Genomic DNA, 21,863 nt, shown 5'->3' on the forward strand with positions numbered 1-21,863 from the left:
GGCGGGGCGGCCGGGCGCGTCCAGCGCGGCGGCGAAGGCATCGAGCCGGGCGAGCGCGCGCACCCGCGGCTCGGCCTCGAGCGCGTCCAGCGCCGCGCGCTCCTGCATCAGCGTCTGGCGCAGGCTCAGGTAGGCCGGGTCGTCGACGCCTTCGAGCACGCCGGCGGCCAGCGCGTACGCGCGGCGGGCGCCGTCGAGGTCGCCGGCGATCAGCAGGCGCTGCTGGCCGAGCGACAGCAGCAGTTCGGCCTCGTCCAGCCGCAGCGCCTGGGCGCCGTGGCGGTCGGGGTCGGCGAAACGGGCGAAGCTGTCCTCGATGATCGCCGAGCGCTCGCCGAGGCCGAGCAGCTCGTCGCGCAGCACCCGGTTGGTGGCGTCGGCCTGCTGCAGGCGCTGGGCCTGCGCGCGCTGGTCGCGGCGCAGCGCGTCGACCCGCTGGTCGAGCGCCTCGACCAGCACCGCGGCGTCGCCGGCGCGGGTGTCGGCGGCCCGGTGCAGCTGCCAGCGGTGCCAGCCGTAGCCGCCGGCGGCCACCAGCAGCACGGCCAGCAACAGCAGCCACGTCCAGCCGCCGCGGCGACGCGTGGAGGTCGGTTCGTCAGGGGTCTGGATCACGGTGTCGACGCGCGCGAAAGGGAGCGCCCCATGCTACCGGAACGCGCCCCCGCGGCCCTCAGCGCAGGGTCGCGGCGGCGGCGTCGGCGAGGTCGGCCGGGCGCGCGCTGCGGGCGCGGCTGGCACGGTCGAAACCGAGCCGCCCGGCCAGCTCGACCAGGCGGTCGCTGGCGGCCACCACCGGCAGTTCGCGCAGCCGGGTGGCGAGGTCGGGCGGCAGGTTCAGCAGCACCTGCTGCAGGCCTTCGCCGCTGGACACCGCCAGTACCGCCGGCTGGTCGAGCCCGCGCAGCGCGGCCATCGCCCGCGGCGACGGCGACAGCGGCTGGCGGTGGTAGACGTCGGCACGCACCACCGTTGCCCCGCGCGCCTCCAGCGCCGGCACCAGCGTGCCGCGGCCGCCCGGCGCGGTGACCAGCCCGACCCGGGTGCGGGCGATGTCCTGCAGTCCCGGCAGCGCGAGTAGACCCTCGCTGTCCATCCGCGTGGGCGCGGCCACCTCGCCGGCGCCGGCCTCGGCCAGTGCCGCCGCCGTGCCCGCGCCGACCGCGAACCACTGCTGCCGGCCGGTCGGTCGCAACGGCCGCAGCGCCGCCGCCGCGCGCACCGCCGCCGGGCTGGTGAACACCACCCGCGGTGATTCCAGCGCACTGGCCAGGCTCGCCCCGGCGTGTTCATCGTCGCGCGGCCGCAGCGTCCACGGCGAAATCGCCACCACCCCGCCGCCATGGCGCGCGGCGGCGCTGCGCATCGGCGCGTGCTGGCCGCGCGGGCGCAGTGAAACCAGGTACCAGTCGTGGGCGGCGGATGCGGACATGGCGCGCAGGATAGCGACGCCACCGTGAAGCCGGCAGTGCCCTATCCTGAGCCGCCGCCTCCCGGTCGCCCGCATGCCGCACACCGACGCTATCGAACGCCTCCGCCACCACTACCTGTCGATGCCACCGGTGGCGGTGATGGGCCTGGCCGTGGCCGGTTACGACGGCGAGCGCCTGCAGGTGCGCGCGCCGCTGGACCGCCACGTCAACGACAAGGGCTGCGCGTTCGGCGGCAGCCTCGCCTCGATGATGACGCTGGCCTCGTGGGGTCTGGTGTCGCTGAAGGTCGAGGCCGCCGGCATCGACGCCGACGTCTACGTCGCCGACAGCCAGGTCCGCTACCTCGCGCCGCTGTTCGCCGACATCGAGGTCACCGCCACGCTCGGGCCCGACAGCGACTGGGACGGCTTCATCCGCACCCTGCGCGAGCGCGGCCGGGCGCGGGCCAACCTCGCCGCCAGCGTGCCGCTGCCCGGCGGCGGCGTCGCCACCACGTTCACCGCCCGCTACGTCGCCATCGCCAGGCCGGTCGCAAACCCCTGAGCGGCGGCGCGGCTAGGATGTGCGCCATCGCCCTGCCCGGAGCGCGCCGATGCGCCTGTTCAAGTCCCTGACCCGATCCCTGCCGTTGCTGGCGCTGCTGCTGGTCGCCGCCTGCGCCAGCTCCAGCCCGGCCGCCAACGCGCTCGACGCCGCCCAGTACGCCTGGTCCGGCGCGATCCGCTGGGGCGACTTCGCCGGCGCCGCCAACCTGGTCGACCCCGACGCGCGCGAGGCCAACCCGCTGACCGACCTCGAACTGGAGCGCTACGAGCAGGTCCAGATCACCGCTTACCGCGACACCGGCGCCAGCCGCAACCTCGACGCCGGCACCGCCGTGCGCGACATCGAGATCGGCGTGGTCAACCGCCACACCATGGCCCAGCGCACCGTGCGCTACCGCGAAGCCTGGCGCTGGGATGCCGAGGCGAAGACCTGGTGGGTCACCAGCGGCCTGCCGGACCTGTGGGGCGAGTGACCGGGCAGCCGGCGGCATTTCTGCGACAATCCGCCCCCCCGCCAACCGCAGCCATGACGCCGTGAACTTCGACGAACTGCTGGCTTTCGCCGGCCGCCACCCCTACCTCTCGTTCGGCCTCGTCGGCCTGACGCTGGCGATCCTCTACACCGAGGTGGCCCGCCTGTTCCGCGGCTACAAGGCGCTGCGCCCGGCCGAGCTGACCGGCCTGATCAACCGCGACAACGCGCTGGTGGTCGACCTGTCCTCGACCAACGACTTCCAGAACGGCCACATCGCCGGCAGCAAGTCGGTCCAGCCCAGCCAGTTCGACCCCGAGAACAAGCTGCTGGCCGCCGCCAAGGCGCTGCCGGTGGTGGTCACCTGCCGCACCGGGCAGGCCTCGGCCGGCGCCGCCAGGCGGCTGAAGAAGGCCGGCTTCGAGCACGTCTACTGGCTCGACGGCGGCATCCAGGCCTGGCAGCAGGCAGACCTGCCGCTGGTCAAGGGCCGCGGCTAGGCCCGCGAGACGGCGGCCCGCGGCCCTTGTGCGTGGCCGCGCCGACCCCATAGCTGAACCGCGGCTGGCTGAAGGCCGCGTGCCATAATCGACCCTTTCCGCCTTATCGCTGGAGTCATCGAGATGTCCGAAGAAAACACCAACGGCGCCGTCGCGCCGGCCGAGGCCGCCACCGGCAACACCGGCAACGCCTTCACGGTCGAGAAGATCTACGCCAAGGACGTCTCCTTCGAAGTTCCCGGTGGCCCGGCGGTGTTCAACGAGCAGGCCCAGCCGCAGCTGCAGATGAACCTCAGCCAGAGCGTCCAGCGCCTGGGCGAGGCCGCCTTCGAGGTGGTGCTCGGCATCACCCTGACCTGCAACGTCGGCGACAAGCCGATGTACCTGGTCGAGGTGAAGCAGGCCGGCGTGTTCGGCCTGACCGGGTTCGAGCCGGCCCAGCTCGACGCGATGCTCGGCACCCACTGCCCGAACATGCTGTACCCGTACGCCCGCCAGCTGATCAGCTCGCTGGTGCAGTCCGGCGGCTTCCCGCCGTTCTTCCTGCAGCCGATCAACTTCGACGCGCTGTACGCCGAGGGCCTGCGCCAGCGCGCGGCCAAGCAGGCCAGCGAGCTCAACGACGCGGAAGCCGGCGGCAACGCCTGACGGGCCCGGCATGGCTGCCAGCCTGGACAACGGCGCCGCGCAGAACGTCGCGGTGCTCGGCGCGGGTTCGTGGGGCACCGCTCTGGCGGCGCTGATCGCCCGGCACGGCCACCGCACCGTGCTCTGGGGTCGTGACGCCGCCGGCGTCGCGACCATCGACCAGGGCCAGCAGAACACCCGCTACCTGCCCGGCATCGCGCTGCCGGATACCCTGCGCGCCACCACCGACCTCGCCGCCGCGCTCGACGGCGCCGACCTGGTGCTGGTCGCGGTGCCCTCGCACGCATTCGCCGACACCCTGCGCACGCTGGCCCCGCATCGCCCGGCCGCGGCCGGGGTGTCGTGGGCGACCAAGGGCTTCGAGCCCGGCAGCGGGCGCTTCCTGCACGAGGTCGCGGCCGAGGTGCTCGGCCCCGGCGTGCCGCTGGCGGTCGTCACCGGGCCGTCATTCGCCAAGGAGGTCGCGCTCGGCCTGCCGACCGCGCTGACCGTGCATTCGGACACCCCGGCGTTCGCCCAGGCGGTGGCCGAGGTGCTGCACGGCCCGAGCTTCCGCGCCTACACCGGCGAGGACATGCTCGGCGCCGAGCTTGGCGGCGCGATGAAGAACGTGCTGGCGGTCGCCACCGGCGTCGCCGACGGAATGGAGCTCGGCCTCAACGCCCGCGCCGGCCTGATCACCCGCGGCCTCAACGAGATGCTGCGGCTCAACCGCGCGCTGGGCGGCAAGCCCGAGACCCTGATGGGGCTGGCCGGCCTCGGCGACCTGGTGCTGACCAGCACCGGCGACCTGTCGCGCAACCGCCGCCTCGGCCTCGCGCTCGGCCGCGGCCAGTCGATCGACGAGGCGGTGGCCGCGATCGGGCAGGTGGTCGAATCGGTCCAGACCGCCGACGAGGTGATGCGCCTGGCCCGCCGCCACGGCGTCGAACTGCCGATCGCCGAGGCCGTCTACGCCGTCCTGCACGGCGAGATCACCCCCGGCGAAGGCCTGCGCCAGCTGATGGCGCGCGAGCAGAAGGCCGAATACCCGACCGCGCTGTTCGGTTGAACGGCCCAGTAAGAACCCGGCCGGGGCCGGATTCCTGCCGAACGACGGTTTCGTCCCGATAGAAACCGCGGTCAAAAAAAAAAGCCCCGGCCGGAGCCGGGGCTGTCGCGACGATTTCGGGGGGAGAGAGAGATTGTCGCGATGACGCGGGGACCGCTTAGAACGTGATGCGCGGGCCGATGAAGTACTGGGTGTCGCCGTCGGCGAACTTGACGTCGCCGCTGATGCCCCACATCGGGTTGAACTTCACCTGCGCACCGACGCGGCCGTAGAAGTCGCCGTCGTAGTCGCTGCCATCCTCGTAACCGGCGAGCGCGTAGCCCTCCAGGTTGCGGGTCAGCGCACCACGCACGCCGGCCTCGACGCTGTAGCCGTTGAGGCTGTCGTCGAACTCGTCCTCGAAGCGCTCGTAGGCGACCCGGGTCACCAGGTCGGCGCGCGGCGAGATCTCGTGGTTGTAGCCGATGCCCAGGCGCATCTGGTCGACATCGACGCCGTCGAAGCGGACGCCGCCAACGGTGAAGTCGTCGGTCTTCTGGCCGGAGTAGCCGCCGAACACGTGGAAGTTCGGGGCGATCGCGCCCGAACCGTTGATGGCCCAGCCGTCGGCATCGCCGGCGTCGGTGTCGGTGGCCATGTAGCCGCCCTCGACATAGTTGTAGGAGATGCCGTCGGCGGCGGACGCGGCGAACGGCAGGGCGGCGAGCAGGGTCAGGGCAAGCAGGGACTTCTTCATAAGGTCTTGGCCTCTCTGGTTTGATTGGTCCGGCCGGCGGTCGCGCAATCGGGGGAGCGCTCCGCGGCTCGGCACCGGCAGTATCCGAGTGGCGCCCAAACCCGTCCTGAATTGTGAACCGGGAAGTCCAGCAACTACATGCGAGGTTCAGGCTCGCCCTGAGCGGAGGTCACATCCAGCTTCGTGAATTGATCGGCACTTAATGCCGGCCGCCCTACGGTGACTGTCCATCAGCAAGCCGCAGGAGCCGCCATGAACCGCAGACCCAACCCATCGCAGGATGCGGCGCAGGCGGCGGCCTGCACGATCGGGATCGAGGCGCGCGCCTGTTTCGGCAACCGTCCGTGGGCCGAGATCGAGCCGGCGCTGGCGCGTTGCTGGTCGCGCAACTACGCGCGCTTCAAGGTCGACTGGATCAGCGTCGCCGAGCTTGCCTACACCGCCTGGAGCTACCGCCGCGCCCGCGTGGTGCTGGCGGGCGAGCCGCCGTACCGGGAGCTGGCGTCGTGATGCCGCGCGTGCACAGCTGGCACGTGCCCGACGGCATGCGGCCGATGCAGCCGGGCCGCGACGCCCGGGCCGACCCGATGGCGCGGCTGGCGGTGCCGGTGTCGAGCGCGTCGCGCGAGCCGGCCGGTGCCGCGGTGTCGGCCGTCGCGGCCGCGCCGCAGGCAGGAGCCGGGCATGCCGCCAGCGGACGCGACCGCCCCCGCACCCACTGAACCCCGCGCGACCGCCACGCGCATCACCCCCGCCCGGCGGCCCCAACCGTCCCCCGCCGTATTGCAGGCATGTGACCGCCACCACGGACACGCCGCCCGCGACGACGTTCGATAGCCGCAAGGGGAACGATGCGGCTGACAGGGGGACGCGTCATGAAGCACGGGAAACCGCTGCGGGCCGACCGCACGGAAATGCTGTCGCGTGGGCTTGCACTGGCCGCGCTGCTGGCGGGCGTGGTCTGGGCCTGGCTGGAGGGCGGCACCGGCATCGCCTGAGGCCCGCGCGCTGCAAACGTATGCAGCCGCAAACCGGTGGCGGCCGGCAGTACGCTGCGGGTCCACCGCAGGGGCCCGCGACGTGACCGGTACCACCGCTTCGCTGCTGACCATCTTCGGCGCCACCGGCGACCTCGCCCGGCGCATGCTGCTGCCATCGCTGTACGGCCTCGAACGCGACGGCCTGCTGCCGCCGTCGCTGCGGATCCTCGGCACCGCCCGCAGCGAGCTCGACCTCGACGGCTTCCGCGCGCTGGTCGCCGAAGCCGTGGAACGCCAGTTGCCGGGCTCCGACCGCGACCCGGCCGCACTCGCCGCCCTGCTGCGGCGTATCCACTACCAACCGGCCGCGCTCGACGACGACGCCTCGCTGCGCGCGCTGTGCGACACCATCACCGCGTTGCGCGACGGTGGCGACGTGGTCTGCCACCTCAGCACCGCGCCGCGCTGGTACGCGCCGGTCTGCGACGCGCTCGGCGCGCACGGCCTCGGCGGTGCGGGCACCCGGGTGATGCTGGAGAAGCCGCTCGGCCACGACCTCGCCAGCGCCACCGCGATCAACGACGGCGTCGCCCGCGTGTTCGACGAGGACCGCGTGTTCCGGGTCGACCACTACCTCGGCAAGGAAGGCGTGCAGAACCTGCTCGCGCTGCGCTTCGGCAACGCGCTGTTCGAACCGCTGTGGAACGCGCGGCACATCGAGCAGGTACAGATCACCGTCGCCGAGACGGTCGGCGTCGAGGGCCGCGGCGACTACTACGACGACTCCGGCGCCAGCCGCGACATGCTGCAGAACCACCTGCTGCAGCTGCTGTGCCTGGTCGCGATCGAGCCGCCGTCGCGGTTCGAGCCGACCGCGGTGCGCAACGAGAAGATCAAGGTGCTGCGCTCGCTGCGACCGATCGGCCGTGACGAGGTCGCCGGCGAGACCGTCACCGGCCAGTACACCGCCGGTGCGGTCGGCGGGGTCGCGGTGCCGGGCTACCTCGACGAGCTCGGCCGCGCCAGCAGCACCGAGACCTTCGTCGCGCTGCGCGCCCAGGTCGACAACTGGCGCTGGAAGGGCGTGCCGTTCTACCTGCGCACCGGCAAGCGCATGCCGCAGCGCTGCACCGAGATCTACCTGCAGTTCCGCGCCGTGCCGCACTCGATCTTCGACCACGGCGGCGCGCCGCTGCAGCCCAACGCGCTGGTGATCCGGCTGCAGCCGGACGAGCGGATCGAGCTGCGGATGATGCACAAGACGCCGGGACTGGACCGCAACGGGCTGCAGCTGTCGCAGGTCGCGCTCGACCTCGACATGCAGGAGCAGTTCGCCGCGCACCGGCGCCGGCTCGCCTACGAGCGGCTGTACCTCGACGCGATCGAGGGCAACGGCACGCTGTTCGTACGGCGCGACGAAACCGAGGCCGCGTGGCAGTGGATCGACGCGATCCATGACGGCTGGCGCCACGCCGGCATCACCCCGCGGCCGTACCCGGCCGGCACCTGGGGGCCGTCGCGCGCGGTCACCCTGGCCGAACGCCACGGCCACGCGTGGCGGGAGTGAGCCGGTGATGGGCAACGTCGCGACCGAACACCAGTACGACACCGCCGACGCGCTCGCCGAAGCCGTCGCCGCCGTGCTGCGGCACACCTGCGAAGAGGCGATCGCGCGCCGCGGCCGGGCGATGCTCGCGCTGGCCGGCGGCCGCACGCCGCTGCCGCTGTACCGCCGCCTAGCCGCCGCGCCGCTGCCGTGGGAGCAGGTGCTGCTGCTGCCGACCGACGAGCGCTGCGTGCCGCAGGACCATCCGGCCTGCAACCAGCGCGCGCTGGCCGACGCCTTCGCCGCCGCCGACGGTGTGCGGCTGGCCGGGCTGACCGTTGCCGACGGCGACCCGGACCGTTCCGCACTCGCCGCGCGCGATTTACTCGCCGGCCGCCCCGAGCCGTTCGACGCGGTCGTGCTCGGCATGGGCGGCGACGCCCACGTCGCGTCGCTGTTCCCGGGCGCGCCGCAGCTTCCCGGTGCACTCGACCCGCACGCCACGCGCGACGCCTGCCGCATCGACCCGCAACCGTTGCCGCCTGACGCGCCGTACCCGCGCATCAGCCTGACTGCCGCGCGCCTGCTGCGCACCCGCGCGCTGCACCTGGTGATCACCGGCGACAAGCGCGCGGTGCTGCGCGACGCACTCGCATCGACCGCGACGCAACGCCCGCCGGTCGCCGCCGTCCTCGACGCCGCGACCGCGCCGGTGCACGTACATTGGAGCCCGTGATGAGCCTGCATCCCACCGTCGAGCGCGTCACCGCCCGCATCGTCGAGCGCAGCCGCGACAGTCGCGGCGACTACCTGCGGCGCATGGATGACGCACGCCGGCACTCGCCCGCACGCACCCCGGCGCGGCTTGCGCTGAGCTGCGGCAACCTCGCCCACGGCTTCGCCGCGTCGGGCGTGGACAAGCCCGCGCTGCGCGACGGCCGCGCCGGCAACATCGGCATCGTCACCGCCTACAACGACATGCTGTCGGCGCACCAGCCGCTGGAGCCATACCCGAGCCTGATCCGCGCCGCCGCGCGCGCGGCCGGCGGCAGCGCCCAGGTCGCCGGCGGCGTGCCGGCGATGTGCGACGGCGTCACCCAGGGCCGCGCCGGGATGGAGCTGTCGCTGTTCTCCCGCGACACCATCGCGCTGGCCACCGCGGTCGCGCTGAGCCACGACATGTTCGACGCCGCGCTGCTGATGGGCGTGTGCGACAAGATCGTGCCGGGCCTGCTGATCGGCGCGCTGTCCTTCGGCCACCTGCCGGTGATCTTCGTGCCGGCCGGGCCGATGACCACCGGCCTGTCCAACCGCGACAAGGCCGCCGTGCGCCAGCGCTACGCCGAGGGCAAGGCGACCCGCGAGGAGCTGCTCGACGCCGAGTCGCGCAGCTACCACGGCCCCGGCACCTGCACCTTCTACGGCACCGCCAACTCCAACCAGATGCTGATGGAGGTGATGGGCCTGCACCTGCCGGGCACCGCCTTCGTCAACCCGGGCACGCCGTTGCGCGACGCGCTGACCGTCGCCGCCACCGAGCAGGCGCTGCGCATCACCGCGCTGGGCGACGACGGCGTGTCGTCCAACTACCGCCCGCTCGCGCGCACCGTCGACGAGAAGGCGATCGTCAACGCGATGGTCGGCCTGGCCGCGACCGGCGGCTCGACCAACCACGCGATCCACCTGGTCGCGGTCGCGCGCGCGGCCGGCATCGTGATCGACTGGGACGATCTCGACGCGCTGTCGCGGGTGACTCCGCTGCTGGCGCGGATCTATCCCAACGGCAGCGCCGACGTGAACCACTTCCACGCCGCCGGCGGGCTCGGCTTCGCGATCCGCGAGCTGATCGGCGCCGGCCTGCTGCATCCGGACATCGCCTGCGTGCACGGCGGCGACCTGCACCAGCAGGCGATGGAGCCGTGGCTGGACGACCTGTCCCTGCGCTGGCGCGACCCGCCGACCGGCTCGCTCGATCCGTCGGTGCTGCGCGGGGTGGCGGTGCCGTTCGATGCCGAAGGCGGCCTGCGCACGCTCGACGGCAACCTCGGCCGCGCGATCGTCAAGGTCTCGGCGGTGGCACCGGAGCACCGCGCCATCACCGCGCCGGCGAAGGTGTTCGACTCGCAGGACGCGGTGCTCGACGCGTTCCGCGCCGGTGCGCTGGAGGGCGACTTCGTCTGCGTGGTGCGCGGGCAGGGGCCGCGTGCCAACGGCATGCCCGAACTGCACAAGCTCACCCCGACCCTCGGCGTGCTGCAGGACCGCGGCCAGCACATCGCCCTGCTGACCGACGGCCGCATGTCGGGTGCGTCGGGCAAGGTGCTCGCCGCGATCCACGTGACGCCCGAAGCGGTCGACGGCGGCGCGATCGCCCGTCTGCGCGACGGCGACCCGGTCCACATCGACGCCGAGGCCGGCGCGCTGACGGTGCGGGTCGATCCGGCCGAGTGGCAGGCGCGCGAACCGGCGTTCGCCGCCGACCGCGCCAGCCACGCCGGCATGGGCCGCGAACTGTTCGGCCTGATGCGTGCCCGCGCCGGCACCGCCGAGCAGGGCGCGTGCAGCCTGTTCGACGCGGAGACCGGCGCGTGAGCGGCGACGACCGGCTCGAGTTGATCGCCGACATCGGCGGCACCAACGCGCGGTTCGCGCTGGTCGACCCGGCCGCGGCGGTGCCGGAACTGCTGCAACCGCAGTCGCTGGAGAACGCCCGCTTTGCCAGCCTGCAGCACGCCGCCGAGCACTACCTGTCGCTGGTCGGCGCGCGCCCGCGCCGCGCCGCGATCGCGCTGGCCTGCCCGATCACCGGTGACGAGATCCGCCTGACCAACCGTGCCTGGTCGTTCAGCCGCACCGAACTGCAGGCCGCGCTCGGACTCGACGACCTGCGCCTGATCAACGACTTCGGCGCGGTCGGCTGGGCCGTGCCCGCGCTTGGCCCGGGCGACCGCATCGCCCTGTACGGCCCGGCCGGCGACACCCTGCGCGGCCCGGTCAGCGTGCTCGGCCCGGGCACCGGCTTCGGCGTCGGCCTGCTGGTCGGCGGCGAGGGCGACTGGCGCGTGGTCGAGACCGAGGGCGGCCACGTCGCGTTCGCCCCGCTCGGCGACGAGGAGCAGGCGATCGTGCGCTGGATGAACGCCCGCCACGGCCGCACCTCCTACGAGCGCGTGCTGTCCGGCAGCGGCCTGGCCTGCATCGACGCGGTGCTGCGCGGGCTCGACGACGACACCGGCCGCGCCTTGCAGCTGCGCGACCCGGCCGAGGTGGTCGCGGCCGCGCTCGACGGCCACGACGTCGTCGCCCGCCGTGCGCTGGCCCGCTTCTGCGCGATCCTCGGCAGCGTCGCCGGCGACGTCGCCCTGGCCCACGGCGCGCGCACGGTGATGATCGCCGGCGGCATCGTCCCGCGCTTCGTCCCGTTCCTGCGCAGCAGCGCCTTCCGCGAGCGCTTCCTCGCCAAGGGCCGCTTCGCCGCCTACCTCGAACAGGTCTCCGTGCAGATCGCCACCCATCCCAACCCCGGCCTGCTCGGCGCCGCCGTTGCGCTGCGGGCGTGACGCCGCGCGCCACTCACCGAAAAGGGGCCGGCCACGGTAGGAGCGACGTGGGTCGCGACCCACTGACCTGTCGCCGCGCGTCGATCAACGCGATCCCACGATCGCGCGAACGGGGTGCATGTTGAACGCGGAGACCTCGTCGGGTCAGTGGGTCGCGACTCACGTCGCTCCTACGGTTCATCGGATGATCTCCGCAGCGCGGATCCAGGAAGCCGAAGAATGAGCCATACCCACAACGACACCCGCACCGCCGCCATCGACGCGATCCTCGCCCGCGCCCCGGTCCTGCCGGTGCTCGCGATCGAACGCCTCGACGACGCCGTCCCGCTCGCCCGCGCGCTGGTCGACGGCGGCCTGCCGGTGCTCGAAGTCACCCTCCGTACCGACGCCGCGCTGGCCGCCATCGCCCGCATCGCCGCCGGGGTCGATGGCGCGATCGTCGGCGCCGGCACCGTGCTCACCCCGGCCGACCTCGACGCCGTCGCCGACGCCGGCGCCGCGTTCGCGATCTCGCCCGGCGCCACCGACGCGCTCTACACCGCCGCCGCCCGTCACCGCCTGCCGTGGCTGCCCGCCATCGCCACCGCCAGTGAGCTCATGCGCGGCCTCGACCACGGCCACCGCCGCTTCAAGTTCTTCCCAGCCGAAGCGGCCGGTGGTGCCGCCGCGTTGAAGGCCTTCGCCGGCCCGTTCCCGCAGGCACGGTTCTGCCCGACCGGCGGCATCGACCAGGCCTCCGCCCCGCGTTACCACGCATTGTCGAACGTCATCACCGTCGGCGGCTCGTGGATGGTCCCGAAGGACGCGATCGAAGCACGCGACTGGCCGCGCATCACCGCGCTGGCACGGGAGTGCGGGGCAGGGCAGCCGTAGGCCCGCGCCGCGATCGCGCCGTAGTCCATATCCGCAACGCGACCGCGACCGCCGAACCGCCCGGAGACGCCTGGTAGGAGCGACGTCAGTCGCGACCCACTGACCTCACGAGGCGACCGCGTTCAACGCGATCTCCCATTCGCGCGACCCCGGCTCGCGTTGATCGACGCGCAACCAGCAGTCAGTGGTTCGCGACTCACGTCGCTCCTACATCCCCGCATTTCGCATGATTCGGTAAGGGCGCACGCCTGCGACCGGCGGCGCATGCGCACCCAACAACGCCACGACACCCAAGCACCAGCGTGGCGTCCTGTGCGGGTGTTGCGGAGAGTGCGCCATGGATGGCGCACGTCCCCGAGTCGAGCCACGGATGGCTCGACCGAGGGGCGCAGACAACACCCGCGCAGGGCGCCTTCCCCCGAAGCCGGGCAAGCCTTGCCGTTGCCGTTGCCGTTGCCGTTGCCCTTGCAGCCCTGCCGCCCTACACAACACGGACATCCGATCGCGCTGAAGCCGCTCCTGCACGAGCGTGGACGCTGCGCCCGTCAGGCCTCGCCCGGCACCGCGGCGGCGCCGCGGTCCAGCAAGCGCCCCAGCACCCACGTCACCGCCACCGTCGCCACCAGGGTGATGAACATCAGATGGATGTAGTGCAGCGGCGTCCACGCGAAGGTGAACACCGCGTACAGCGCCGCCCCGAACACCAGCCCGGTCCGCACCGCGCGCGAATCGATGCGCTTGAACAGCACCGCCACCACGAACGCCGCCAGCACCGGCATCGAGTACAGCCCGTTGAGCTGCTGCAGCGTCGCGATGATGCTCTCCGCGTGCTGGTACAGCGGCACCATCGCCAGCGACGCCAGCGCGAACACCACCGCCACCCGCTGCCCGACCCGCCGCGCATCGGCCCGCGGATTCACCTTCGCCAGGTGGATGTCGCAGGTGTACAGCGCCGACGCCGAGTTGAGGCAGGAGTTGAAGCTCGACAGCACCGCCCCGGTGATCACCGCCGCGAACGCCCCCGACAGCCAGCCCGGCAGCACGTCGCCGACCAGCCGCCCGTAGGCCACGTCGCCGACATCGCCGTACAGCTTGTAGGCGATCACGCCCGGCAGGATCACCACCAGCGGCGTCACCAGCTTGAACGCCGCCGCCGCGTAGATGCCCTTCTGCGCCTCGCGCACCGACCTGGCCGCGAGCGCGCGCTGGGCGATCACCATGTTGGTGCCCCAGTAGAAGATGTGGATGAACACCATCCCGGTCAGCAGCGTGTGCCACGGGATGTCGGAGTCGTCGCCGCCGACCAGCGTCCAGCGCTCGGCCGGGATGCCCGACAGGTCCCAGTCGACCGCCGCCAGCGCGAACAGCGTCACCGCCACGCCCATCACCAGCAGGCCGATGCCGTTCCAGGTGTCGGAGATCGCGATCGCGCGCAGGCCGCCGAACGCCGCGTAGGCCAGCCCGCCGGCGGCGAACAGCGCGGCGATGGTCAGGATCGACCAGTCCAGGCCGAACATCGACTTCATGAACACCGCGCCGGTGTACAGCACCACCGGCAGCAGGATGAACATGTAGCCGGCCAGGAACAGCACCGACACCACCCGCCGCAGCGCCGGGTCGCCGAGGCGCTTCTCCAGCAGCTCGGTGGTCGTGGTGCAGCGGTGCTTGTAGTACATCGGCACCAGCACGTGGGCGAGCACCAGCAGCCCCGCCGCGGCGCCGAACTCCCACCACGCCACCAGCATCATCTGCGCGCCGTTCATGCCGACGATCTGCTCGGCGCTGATGTTGGTCAGCAGCAAGGAGCCGGCGATGAACGGCCACGCCAGCGTGCCGCCGGCGAGGAAGTAGTCGCGCGAGGTGTCGGCGCTGCGCACCTCGTGGTGGCAGCGCCACCAGGTGAGCAGCGCCACCAGCGCGGTCAGGGCGACGAACACCACCCCCTGCACGGCGTTGGACTCCACGACGTCAGAACTTGTAGTTCACGCCCAGCAGGTAGGTGCGGCCGAACTCGAAGTACTGGTGCGGACGCTCGCTGAGGCCGTCGTGGATGGTGCGGTAGGGCTCGTTCTCCAGGTTGTTGACCTGCAGCAGCAGTGACAGGTCCTGCAACGCGCCGCTCTGGAACGTGTAGCCCAGCTGCAGGTCGGTCACCGACTCGCCGTCGAAGTAGACCTTGGTGCGGTCGCCGCCGGCACCCTGCACCTCGCCGAGGAAGCGCGAACGCTTGCGGTGCGCCACCCGCGCCGAGAAGCCGTGGCGCTCGTAGTACGCGGTGACGTTGGAGACGTAGCGCGACAGGCCCGGCAGCGGCTCGGTGGTGCCGGGGCCGAGCGGCTCGATCTCGCTGTCGGTCTCGGAGTAGCTGGCCACCACGCCGAAGCCCTGCAGCGGCGCCCACAGCAGCTCCAGCGGTACCGACACCGCCAGCTCGAAGCCGTCGAGCGTGCCGCCCTCGCCGTTCATCGGCTGGGTGTACTCCCCGCGCCACCACTCGTCCGGCAGCAGCGCCGGGTCGAACTCCATCGGGATCGGCAGCTGGCGGTAGTCGAACTCGGTGGTCTGGTTGTAGATGTAGCTCTTCAGGTCCTTGTAGAAGTACGCGGCGCTGACGTAGCCCTTGCCGCCGAAGTACTTCTCGTACGACACGTCGTAGGCGTCGGCCAGCCACGGCTCCAGTTCCGGGTTGCCGCCGCTGCCGGTCAGCATCCCGCGCTGGGCGTCGTAGCCGTAGCCGGCGTTGGCCCGCAGGTCGTCCATGCGCGGGCGGGCCATCTGCCGCGCCGCGGCGACGCGCACCATCTGGTCGGCCGGCAGCTCGAACGACAGGTTCATGCTCGGCAGCACCTCGGTGCTGGTGGCGCCGCGGGTGGCCTGCTCGCCCAGCGCCACGCCCTGGAAGGTCGCGATGCCGCTGGAATCCTGGTCGGCGCTGACCAGCTGCGCGCCGATGTTGCCGCGCAGCGGGATCGGGCCCAGGTCGGTGTCGATGTCGGCCTGCACGTAGAAGGTCGAGACCTTCTCGTTGACCTCCCAGTTCTTGTTGGAGATGTCGGCGTGGTCCTTGCGCCACAGGTGGAACACGCCGTCGTTGAGCATCGCCAGCGCATCAAGCCCGAGCACGCCGGGCAGGCCGAAGTGGCCGAACGAGGTGTCGGTGACGTACTGCGCCGGGATCACGCCCTCGACGTTCTCGGTGCAGGCGGCGGTCATGCATAGCGTCGCCTCCGATGAGGCGCGGCTCTTGGTGCGGTCGGTCAGGTTGGCGCCGAAGTGCAGCGCGCTGACAAAGCCGGTGTCGAAGGTGCGGGTCAGGTCGATCCGCAGCGAGGTCAACGCGTCGCGCACCTCGAAGTCCTTCAGGTAACCGGCCTGGGCGCGCTCGCCACCCCAGCCACCCGGGTCGAACATGCGCAGGCCGTCCGGGTTGGTGTAGTCCTGGCCCAGGGTGAAGTCGAAGTAGCCGTCCGGGTTGTAGACCAGGTCGACGCTGTCGCGGCCGCCGTCGGGCAGGCCGGCGTAGACCTCGAGGATGCGCTCGTCGCGCCGGGCCGAGGAGTGGCCGATGTCGGTGGTCACCGTCCAGTTCGGGGTGATCTTCAGCTCCTGTTTCCAGCCGAAGGCGACCATCTCGTCGTCGGCGGCGTTGTAGTCGTTGCGCACGACGATCGGCTTGACGTTCTCCCAGTGGGCCTCGGTCATCGTGCCGGTGTCGTTGCGGGTGCCGCCGACCAGGGTCGAGCCGTTGCCCCACACCAGGCCCATCTGCAGGCCGCGCTTGCGCTCTTCCTTGTCGAACTTCGAGTAGAAGACGTCAAGGGTGGAGTGGTACTGGTCGCTGGGCTTCCACTCCAGCACGCCCATCAGGCCGTCGCGCTGGTTGTCGCCCTCGATCGCGTGCAGGTTGGCACCGCCCAGCACGCCGTTGTCGTAGCCCCAGGACTCGAACTGCCGGCCCTGGGTCGGGTTGTCCATGCGTGCATAGCCGACCGCGATGCCGACGGTGTCGTCGGCGAACTGGTCGATGTAGGAGATGCTGGCGCGGCTGCCCCACTCGTCGCTGTCCTTCAGCCGGTTCATGTCACCGCGCAGGTTTACGGCAGTGACGCGCTCGGCGAACGACAGCGGGCGCACGGTGCGCAGGTCGACCGTGCCCGACAGGCCCTGGCCCACCAGCTGCGCATCGGGGGTCTTGTAGACCATCACCTGGCTCATCAGCTCCGACGGGTACTGGTCGAACTCGACGCCACGGTTGTTGCCCAGGCTGACCTGCTCGCGGCCGTTGAGCAGCGTGGTGGAGAAGTCGCCGGCAAAGCCGCGGATGTTGATCTCCTGCGGGCGGTTGCCGAAGCGCTGCGCGGTGAGGCCGGGCAGGCGCGCGAGCGAGTCGGCGATCGACATGTCCGGCAGCTTGCCGATGTCCTCGGCCGAGACCGACTCGACGATGGAGGTGGAGGTGCGCTTGGCTTCGATGGCGTCCTCGATGCCGCGGCGGATGCCGGTGACGGTGACGCGGTCCAGCTCGGTGGCGTCGTCGGCCGGGGTGGCGGTCTCTTCGGGCGGGGCCTGCCGGTCTGCGTTCGCGCTGGCGTCCTGCGCCTGTGCGGCGGTGGCGATCATCAGCGTCGCCGTGGCCAGCGCCACGCTCAGCAGGTTGCGTTTCATGTTCAAGGTGTCCCCTCCACTACGCGGAATGCCGGTGCCCGGACATGGGCGATTACACGCCCCGGGCCGTTCGTTCGCGCTCCGGAACGACGGCCGTTCCCCAGGCGCAGGGCGATGGTAGACGCGCCAAACCCTGCACAAATCGCGCTGCAAACGTATTCATTGCGCGCGCCGCGGCGGCCCGGACCGGGCGCAACACCGCTATGGAATAGTGGGGCGCGCATTCATCGGCCGCGTCGCGGCAGGGGGCAGGCCGTGCGGACAGGACGGTGGGCGAGGGGCGTGCTGGCGCTCGCACTGGGGCTGGTGGCGGGCGTGGCGGCTGCGGCCGAACGCGGCGAAGGCGCACTGCACGTGCCGTCGCCGGACTGGCGCGACCAGGTCATCTACTTCGTCCTGCTCGACCGCTTCGACGACGGCGCGCCCGGCAACAACGACCAGGGCGCCGGCGAGTACGACCCGGCCGACCCGTCGCGCTACAGCGGCGGCGACCTCGCCGGGCTCACCCGCCGGCTCGCGTACATAGACGGCCTCGGCGCGACCGCGGTGTGGATCACCCCGCCGGTGGCCGGCCAGTGGCTCAACCCCGGCGCCAGCTACGGCGGCTACCACGGCTACTGGGCCAGCGACTTCGGCGCGGTCGACCCGCACTACGGCACGCTCGGCGACTACCAGGCCCTGTCGCGCGCGCTGCACGGCCGCGGCATGTACCTGGTGCAGGACGTGGTGGTGAACCACGTCGGCGACTGGCTGCAATGCGCGCCCGGCGACGACGGCGCCATCGAGCCGGAGCGCGACTGCACCACCCGCACCGACCCGCAGGGCCGCAGCGCGCCGGTGCAGCCGCCGTTCGACCGCAACGACCCGCGCCGCGCCGCCGACCGCGCCGCCGGCCTCTACCACTGGACGCCGGAGATCACCGACTTCACCGAGCGCCGGCAGGAGCTCGACCACGCCCTCGCCGGCCTCGACGACCTCGACACCGGAAACCCCGCCGTGCGCGACGCCCTGCGCGCGGCCTATGGCCACTGGGTCCGCGCGGTCGGGGTCGATGCGTTCCGGGTCGACACCGCGTTCCACGTGCCGGCGGAGTTCTTCGCCGACTTCCTGCACAGCGACGACGCCGACGCGCCCGGCATCGCGCGCGTCGCCGCCGCCACCGGCCGCGACGGCTTCCTCGCGTTCGGCGAAGGCTTCGGCAGCGACCAGCCCTTCGACGACACCCGGGCGCGCAAGCTCGACCTCTATATGCGTACGCCCGGCGGGCTGCCGTCGATGATCAACTTTCCGCTGTACGGCAGCCTCGGCGACGTGTTCGCGCGCGGCACGCCGACCGCGCAGCTGCGCCACCGGATCGAATCGATGCTGGCCCTGCACGCCGACCCGCACCGGATGCCGAGCTTCATCGACAACCACGACGTCGACCGCTTCCTCGCCGGCGGCGACGAGGCCGGGTTGAAACAGGCGCTGCTGGCGATGCTGACCCTGCCCGGCATCCCGGTCATCTACTACGGCACCGAGCAGGGTTTTGCCGAGCGGCGCGCGTCGATGTTCGCCGCCGGCACCGGCAGCGGTGGCCGCGACCACTTCGACACCGCCGCGCCGCTGTACCGCTACCTGCAGGACGCGATCGCGCTGCGCCGCGCGCACCCGCTGTTCTCGCGCGGCGTGCCGACCGTGCTGGCCGACAACCCGGCCACCGCCGGCGCCATCGCCTGGCGCACCGACCACGCCGGCGAGACCGCACTGGTGGTGCTCAACAGCGCCGACCACCCGGCGCTGGCCGACCGCCTCGCCACCGGCCTGGCGGCCGGCACCCGCCTGCGCGGCCTGTTCGGCATCGACGGCGTCGCCGACGACCTCACCGTCGGCGCCGACGGCACGGTGACGCTGGTGCTGCCACCGCGCAGCGGGCAGGTCTGGCGGGCCGCGCACGGACCGGCCGCCGCGACCGCCGCCGCACCGGCATCGTCCGCGCCGACCATCGACCCGGTCCGCCGCGGCGACCCCGCGGTGGCGCCCACCGTCACCGGCGACCTGCACCTGACCGGCACCGCGCGCCCCGGCCACGCCTTCCAGCTGGTGACCGACGGCAACCTCGCCGCGACCACCGCCGTGCGCGCCGACAGCGACGGCCGCTGGCGCGCCACCGTCCGCACCGACGGCATGACCGACCCCGCCACCGGACACCGCGTCGTCGCCTGGGACCCGGCCCGCGGCGAGGCCGGCGACGCCCGCCGCTTCCGCGTGGCGCTGGACTGGCAACCGGCCGCCGACCAGCCCGACCCGCGCGGCGACGACAGCGGCCCCACCGGCCGCTACACCTACCCGGCCGACCCCGGCTGGCGCGACCTGCGCCCGACCGACATCGAACGCCTGCGCGCCTGGACCGCCGGCGGCGCCCTGCGCATCGAACTGACCATGCGCGGCATCGGCACCGGCTGGAACCCCGCCAACGGCTTCGACCGCGTCGCCATCACCGCCTACCTGCAACTGCCCGGCGACGCCGCCGGCCCCGGCGCCACCGCGATGCCTCGCCAGCACGCCGACCTGCCCGACGGCATGCACTGGCACCGCCGCCTGCGCGCCCACGGCTGGTCCAACCTGCTGACCGCCGCGGCCGGCGCCAGCGCCACCGACGAAGGCCGCGCCGTCACCCCCGGCGCGCGCATCGACGTCGACCCCGCCGCCCGCACCATCACCTTCACCCTGCCCGCGACCGCGCTGGGCGAGCCGGAAACCCTGCACGGCGCCCGGCTGCACGTGACCACCTGGGATTACGACGAGGGCTACCGCCCGCTGCAACCGGAGGCGGGGCCGGTGGCGTTTGGCGGGGGTAATGCCGACGGGGTACGGGTGATGGATTCGGTGACGGTGGAATTGCGTGGCGGCGGACGCGATGGCCACCCACCTGGCGACCAGTGAAAACCAGTGCTTGGGGGACGGGAATCCACGCGGCGGAGATTGACGGCCACTACCGGCGGGACTGGAAACCGGTGGAGCGGGGAGTGAATTTCAGTGGTCGGAGGACTGGAATCCAGTGCCGGGAGGACTGGAATCCAGTCTCCCGGATACTGGAAACCGGTGTCCGGGCAGTGATATCGAGTGGTCGCGGGTGTGGAATCCGGTGCCGGAAGAGTGGAATCCAGTACCGGTAGGGTGGAATCCACTGTCGAAGGAGTGGGATCCAGCGCCGGAGCAGTGGATCAGGGTGTGCGCGCGACCGGTGGCATGTCGGGCCGGCATACCGCCGGAACCACGGCAGTCCGCGGAAGTGGCCGCCGACGGGTGCGGGCGTGCGGTTTGCACGACGTGTGCGGGACGCCAACAGATAACACCGCAGGAACGAGGTGCGGCACCGGCGTCGGGCCCGGTCGATTATGCGGAAAGCACGCACCTGCGCGGTTGACGGCAATGCGCCAACCCGGCGAGTATCGGATAACGCCCCGTTTGCGGGGTCGACTAGGTGTTAGGCGGCACTGGAATGATCACGGGATCTGAAACAGTCACATCGGTCTTCGGCTACTGGCCGGAGTTCGCTGATGCTCGAGTGCTGTCGTTCGGCTTCTCGGCCGAGGGCACTGTTTCTCTCGTCCTTTCGTACATCGATGCTTCTGCCAGCAAGAGCGCCGAGGTATCTTTGTCATTTTCCGGCGTCCGTGAGCTCGACGTGGGCGCCCTCGCCTCAGAGAACGTTCTGGACTGCCTCACTGTTACGCCCGGAGACCCAATGATGGTTACGCTAGAGTCCTGCATTGGGCTCGGCGGCAGCTTCACATGCACGGCGGCTACCGTCGCGGAAGTGTCGCCTAACAATTCGTTCAAGCCGAAACCGCTTCGCGGTTCGGCTTAACTCAGGTGTTAGCCCGCAGGAGCACCATCCGTGCATTTCTTCTATCTCGATGAATCAGGCGACACGGGTGCGAACCTCGCAGACCAGCACCAACCGATATTCGTTCTCGGCGGAATTAGCGTGCGGGACGAGGGCTGGAATGCAACTCAAGAACACCTCGCCGGGATCATTTCTGACTACTTCAGCGGCGACACACCGGACGGCTTTGAGCTGCACTCGAAAGAGCTGCTCTGCCCCGCGGGCGATGGTCCGTTTGCCGGTCATGACCTGCAGGCGCGTTGTGAACTCGCTCTTCGCCTACTTGGCCTTCTGGCGGAACGTGCTCACGGCGTGCACTACCTCGCCATTGACAAACAAGCTCTTGCTGCGGCCAACCACACCGCGCCGGTTCCGTACGGATCCGACCAGCCCTATCCGATTGGCTTCGACTACCTAATCACCTACATCAACTGGTATGTGCGTAGTCGCCTTGGAATTTCAGCTCGTGGCATGGTGATCCTCGACCAGAAAGACCAGCACCACAGCCTAATAGAGCAGCTAATGCACGAGCGCCGCTTTGGCGGTGCAGCAACCCACCGTATCAAGTGGGTAGTGGAGTTTAGCTATTCGGTTGACTCGCAGAAGAACCCGATGGTGCAGCTTTCTGATCTTGTTATTTACTGCACTAAGCGATTCATTGAGATCGAGAAGGGTCACAGAGATACTTGGTCGGAGGATGCCAAGAATTTCTATGCAAAATGCTACTCAATCATTCGCGACCGGGTTGCTCGCACCACGCTCGTTGAACGAAATGGTCGTCACATGGACCGACTGAACACGTTCATTACTTCTGTTAGGGCTGAGCCAAGGCTTCAATGGCGCAGACACTACAACCTGCCTGCGGGCTAACAATTCGTTCAAGCCGAACCTGCTTCGCTACACCAGCAACATGGCAGGTAAAGCTTGCCATGTTGCCGGCTCCGCTACGCAGGTCGGCTTAACTCAGCAACTGTCTTGTGGTC

Annotated in this window: 20 protein-coding genes and 1 pseudogene; 16 read left to right on the plus strand and 5 right to left on the minus strand. The window is 71.3% G+C overall.

Features of this window, described 5'->3' with window-relative positions; all coding sequences use genetic code 11:
* Together N799_RS12755 and N799_RS12760 are read right to left on the minus strand one after the other, a co-directional pair.
* Nucleotides 1–615: pseudogene (locus N799_RS12755) on the minus strand (uroporphyrinogen-III C-methyltransferase); the annotation flags it as partial.
* 58 nt (nt 616–673) lie between these two features.
* On the minus strand, nt 674–1,432 hold the full coding sequence (locus N799_RS12760) for a uroporphyrinogen-III synthase (RefSeq protein ID WP_036213251.1): 759 nt from the start codon (nt 1,430–1,432) through the stop codon (nt 674–676).
* Nucleotides 1,433–1,505: 73 nt separating this feature from the next.
* Between N799_RS12760 and N799_RS12765 the strand changes: the two genes are divergently transcribed.
* From N799_RS12765 to N799_RS12785, 5 genes are all read left to right on the plus strand, one after another.
* Entirely contained in the window at nt 1,506–1,976 is a 471-nt protein-coding gene (locus N799_RS12765; protein ID WP_036213254.1) for a YiiD C-terminal domain-containing protein, read from the plus strand.
* Nucleotides 1,977–2,025: 49 nt separating this feature from the next.
* On the plus strand, nt 2,026–2,451 hold the full coding sequence (locus N799_RS12770) for a hypothetical protein (RefSeq protein ID WP_036213257.1): 426 nt from the start codon (nt 2,026–2,028) through the stop codon (nt 2,449–2,451).
* 61 nt (nt 2,452–2,512) lie between these two features.
* Nucleotides 2,513–2,950: a rhodanese-like domain-containing protein gene (locus N799_RS12775; RefSeq protein WP_036213260.1), complete on the plus strand. Its 438-nt coding sequence runs from the start codon at nt 2,513–2,515 to the stop codon at nt 2,948–2,950.
* A 123-nt stretch (nt 2,951–3,073) separates the two neighbouring features.
* Nucleotides 3,074–3,598 carry a protein-export chaperone SecB gene (secB, locus tag N799_RS12780; RefSeq protein ID WP_036213263.1) on the plus strand — a complete coding sequence of 175 codons (525 nt, stop codon included), beginning with the start codon at nt 3,074–3,076 and terminating at the stop codon, nt 3,596–3,598.
* A 10-nt stretch (nt 3,599–3,608) separates the two neighbouring features.
* Nucleotides 3,609–4,649, plus strand: a complete 1,041-nt coding sequence (locus tag N799_RS12785) for an NAD(P)H-dependent glycerol-3-phosphate dehydrogenase (protein WP_052101544.1) — start codon at nt 3,609–3,611, stop codon at nt 4,647–4,649.
* 157 nt (nt 4,650–4,806) lie between these two features.
* Here N799_RS12785 and N799_RS12790 read toward each other — a convergent pair whose 3' ends face one another.
* Nucleotides 4,807–5,385 carry an outer membrane beta-barrel protein gene (locus tag N799_RS12790; RefSeq protein WP_036213266.1) on the minus strand — a complete coding sequence of 193 codons (579 nt, stop codon included), beginning with the start codon at nt 5,383–5,385 and terminating at the stop codon, nt 4,807–4,809.
* Nucleotides 5,386–5,637: 252 nt separating this feature from the next.
* Between N799_RS12790 and N799_RS12795 the strand changes: the two genes are divergently transcribed.
* The 8 genes from N799_RS12795 to eda all read left to right on the plus strand — a co-directional run bounded on the left by N799_RS12795 (nt 5,638) and on the right by eda (nt 12,344).
* Nucleotides 5,638–5,895, plus strand: coding sequence for a hypothetical protein (locus tag N799_RS12795; RefSeq protein ID WP_036213268.1), 258 nt, complete (start codon nt 5,638–5,640; stop codon nt 5,893–5,895).
* Nucleotides 5,895–6,107, plus strand: coding sequence for a hypothetical protein (locus N799_RS12800; RefSeq protein ID WP_036213269.1), 213 nt, complete (start codon nt 5,895–5,897; stop codon nt 6,105–6,107). The genes N799_RS12795 and N799_RS12800 overlap by 1 nt, the downstream gene beginning before the upstream one ends.
* A 153-nt stretch (nt 6,108–6,260) precedes the next feature.
* Nucleotides 6,261–6,383, plus strand: a complete 123-nt coding sequence (locus tag N799_RS16040; protein ID WP_275040623.1) for a hypothetical protein — start codon at nt 6,261–6,263, stop codon at nt 6,381–6,383.
* Between the two features lie 82 nt (nt 6,384–6,465).
* A complete protein-coding gene (gene zwf / locus N799_RS12805; protein WP_036213270.1) occupies nt 6,466–7,932 on the plus strand; it encodes a glucose-6-phosphate dehydrogenase in 1,467 nt (488 codons plus the stop codon).
* Between the two features lie 7 nt (nt 7,933–7,939).
* Complete coding sequence (pgl, locus tag N799_RS12810; RefSeq protein WP_036213272.1) at nt 7,940–8,647, plus strand: 6-phosphogluconolactonase; 708 nt, start codon at nt 7,940–7,942, stop codon at nt 8,645–8,647.
* The gene (edd, locus tag N799_RS12815) at nt 8,647–10,503 is read left to right on the plus strand and encodes a phosphogluconate dehydratase (protein ID WP_036213274.1); all 1,857 of its coding nucleotides are present in this window, start codon (nt 8,647–8,649) and stop codon (nt 10,501–10,503) included. The genes pgl and edd overlap by 1 nt, the downstream gene beginning before the upstream one ends.
* Nucleotides 10,500–11,471 (plus strand): glucokinase, encoded by a 972-nt coding sequence (gene glk, locus N799_RS12820; protein WP_036213276.1) that lies wholly within the window; start codon nt 10,500–10,502, stop codon nt 11,469–11,471. Before edd ends, glk begins: the two co-directional genes overlap by 4 nt.
* A 219-nt stretch (nt 11,472–11,690) precedes the next feature.
* Nucleotides 11,691–12,344 (plus strand): bifunctional 4-hydroxy-2-oxoglutarate aldolase/2-dehydro-3-deoxy-phosphogluconate aldolase, encoded by a 654-nt coding sequence (gene eda / locus N799_RS12825; RefSeq protein WP_036213278.1) that lies wholly within the window; start codon nt 11,691–11,693, stop codon nt 12,342–12,344.
* A 545-nt stretch (nt 12,345–12,889) separates the two neighbouring features.
* Here the strand turns inward: eda and N799_RS12830 are convergent.
* The gene (locus N799_RS12830; protein WP_036213280.1) at nt 12,890–14,308 is read right to left on the minus strand and encodes a solute:sodium symporter family transporter; all 1,419 of its coding nucleotides are present in this window, start codon (nt 14,306–14,308) and stop codon (nt 12,890–12,892) included.
* 4 nt (nt 14,309–14,312) lie between these two features.
* The gene (locus tag N799_RS12835) at nt 14,313–17,009 is read right to left on the minus strand and encodes a TonB-dependent receptor (RefSeq protein WP_036213282.1); all 2,697 of its coding nucleotides are present in this window, start codon (nt 17,007–17,009) and stop codon (nt 14,313–14,315) included.
* A 282-nt stretch (nt 17,010–17,291) separates the two neighbouring features.
* Here N799_RS12835 and N799_RS12840 point away from each other — a divergent pair, with 282 nt between their 5' ends.
* The 3 genes from N799_RS12840 (at nt 17,292) to N799_RS14940 (ending at nt 21,750) form a co-directional block, all read left to right on the plus strand.
* The gene (locus N799_RS12840) at nt 17,292–19,934 is read left to right on the plus strand and encodes an alpha-amylase family glycosyl hydrolase (protein ID WP_036213284.1); all 2,643 of its coding nucleotides are present in this window, start codon (nt 17,292–17,294) and stop codon (nt 19,932–19,934) included.
* Nucleotides 19,935–20,493: 559 nt separating this feature from the next.
* Nucleotides 20,494–20,862, plus strand: a complete 369-nt coding sequence (locus N799_RS14935) for an Imm50 family immunity protein (protein WP_081975029.1) — start codon at nt 20,494–20,496, stop codon at nt 20,860–20,862.
* 30 nt (nt 20,863–20,892) lie between these two features.
* On the plus strand, nt 20,893–21,750 hold the full coding sequence (locus N799_RS14940; RefSeq protein ID WP_081975030.1) for a DUF3800 domain-containing protein: 858 nt from the start codon (nt 20,893–20,895) through the stop codon (nt 21,748–21,750).
* Nucleotides 21,751–21,863 lie beyond the last annotated feature (113 nt).

The organism is Lysobacter arseniciresistens ZS79 (genome assembly GCF_000768335.1).
Classification (GTDB): Bacteria; Pseudomonadota; Gammaproteobacteria; order Xanthomonadales; family Xanthomonadaceae; genus Novilysobacter; species Novilysobacter arseniciresistens.

Excerpts from the sequence above, each read along its gene's own strand:
- N799_RS12760 (WP_036213251.1), bottom strand. The coding sequence starts at position 1,432 with ATGTCCGCATCCGCCGCCCACGACTGGTACCTGGTTTCACTGCGCCCG.
- N799_RS12765 (WP_036213254.1), top strand. The coding sequence starts at position 1,506 with ATGCCGCACACCGACGCTATCGAACGCCTCCGCCACCACTACCTGTCG.
- N799_RS12770 (WP_036213257.1), top strand. The coding sequence starts at position 2,026 with ATGCGCCTGTTCAAGTCCCTGACCCGATCCCTGCCGTTGCTGGCGCTG.
- secB (WP_036213263.1), top strand. The coding sequence starts at position 3,074 with ATGTCCGAAGAAAACACCAACGGCGCCGTCGCGCCGGCCGAGGCCGCC.
- N799_RS12785 (WP_052101544.1), top strand. The coding sequence starts at position 3,609 with ATGGCTGCCAGCCTGGACAACGGCGCCGCGCAGAACGTCGCGGTGCTC.
- N799_RS12790 (WP_036213266.1), bottom strand. The coding sequence starts at position 5,385 with ATGAAGAAGTCCCTGCTTGCCCTGACCCTGCTCGCCGCCCTGCCGTTC.
- N799_RS12795 (WP_036213268.1), top strand. The coding sequence starts at position 5,638 with ATGAACCGCAGACCCAACCCATCGCAGGATGCGGCGCAGGCGGCGGCC.
- N799_RS12800 (WP_036213269.1), top strand. The coding sequence starts at position 5,895 with ATGCCGCGCGTGCACAGCTGGCACGTGCCCGACGGCATGCGGCCGATG.
- N799_RS16040 (WP_275040623.1), top strand. The coding sequence starts at position 6,261 with ATGAAGCACGGGAAACCGCTGCGGGCCGACCGCACGGAAATGCTGTCG.
- pgl (WP_036213272.1), top strand. The coding sequence starts at position 7,940 with ATGGGCAACGTCGCGACCGAACACCAGTACGACACCGCCGACGCGCTC.
- edd (WP_036213274.1), top strand. The coding sequence starts at position 8,647 with ATGAGCCTGCATCCCACCGTCGAGCGCGTCACCGCCCGCATCGTCGAG.
- eda (WP_036213278.1), top strand. The coding sequence starts at position 11,691 with ATGAGCCATACCCACAACGACACCCGCACCGCCGCCATCGACGCGATC.
- N799_RS12835 (WP_036213282.1), bottom strand. The coding sequence starts at position 17,009 with ATGAAACGCAACCTGCTGAGCGTGGCGCTGGCCACGGCGACGCTGATG.
- N799_RS14935 (WP_081975029.1), top strand. The coding sequence starts at position 20,494 with ATGATCACGGGATCTGAAACAGTCACATCGGTCTTCGGCTACTGGCCG.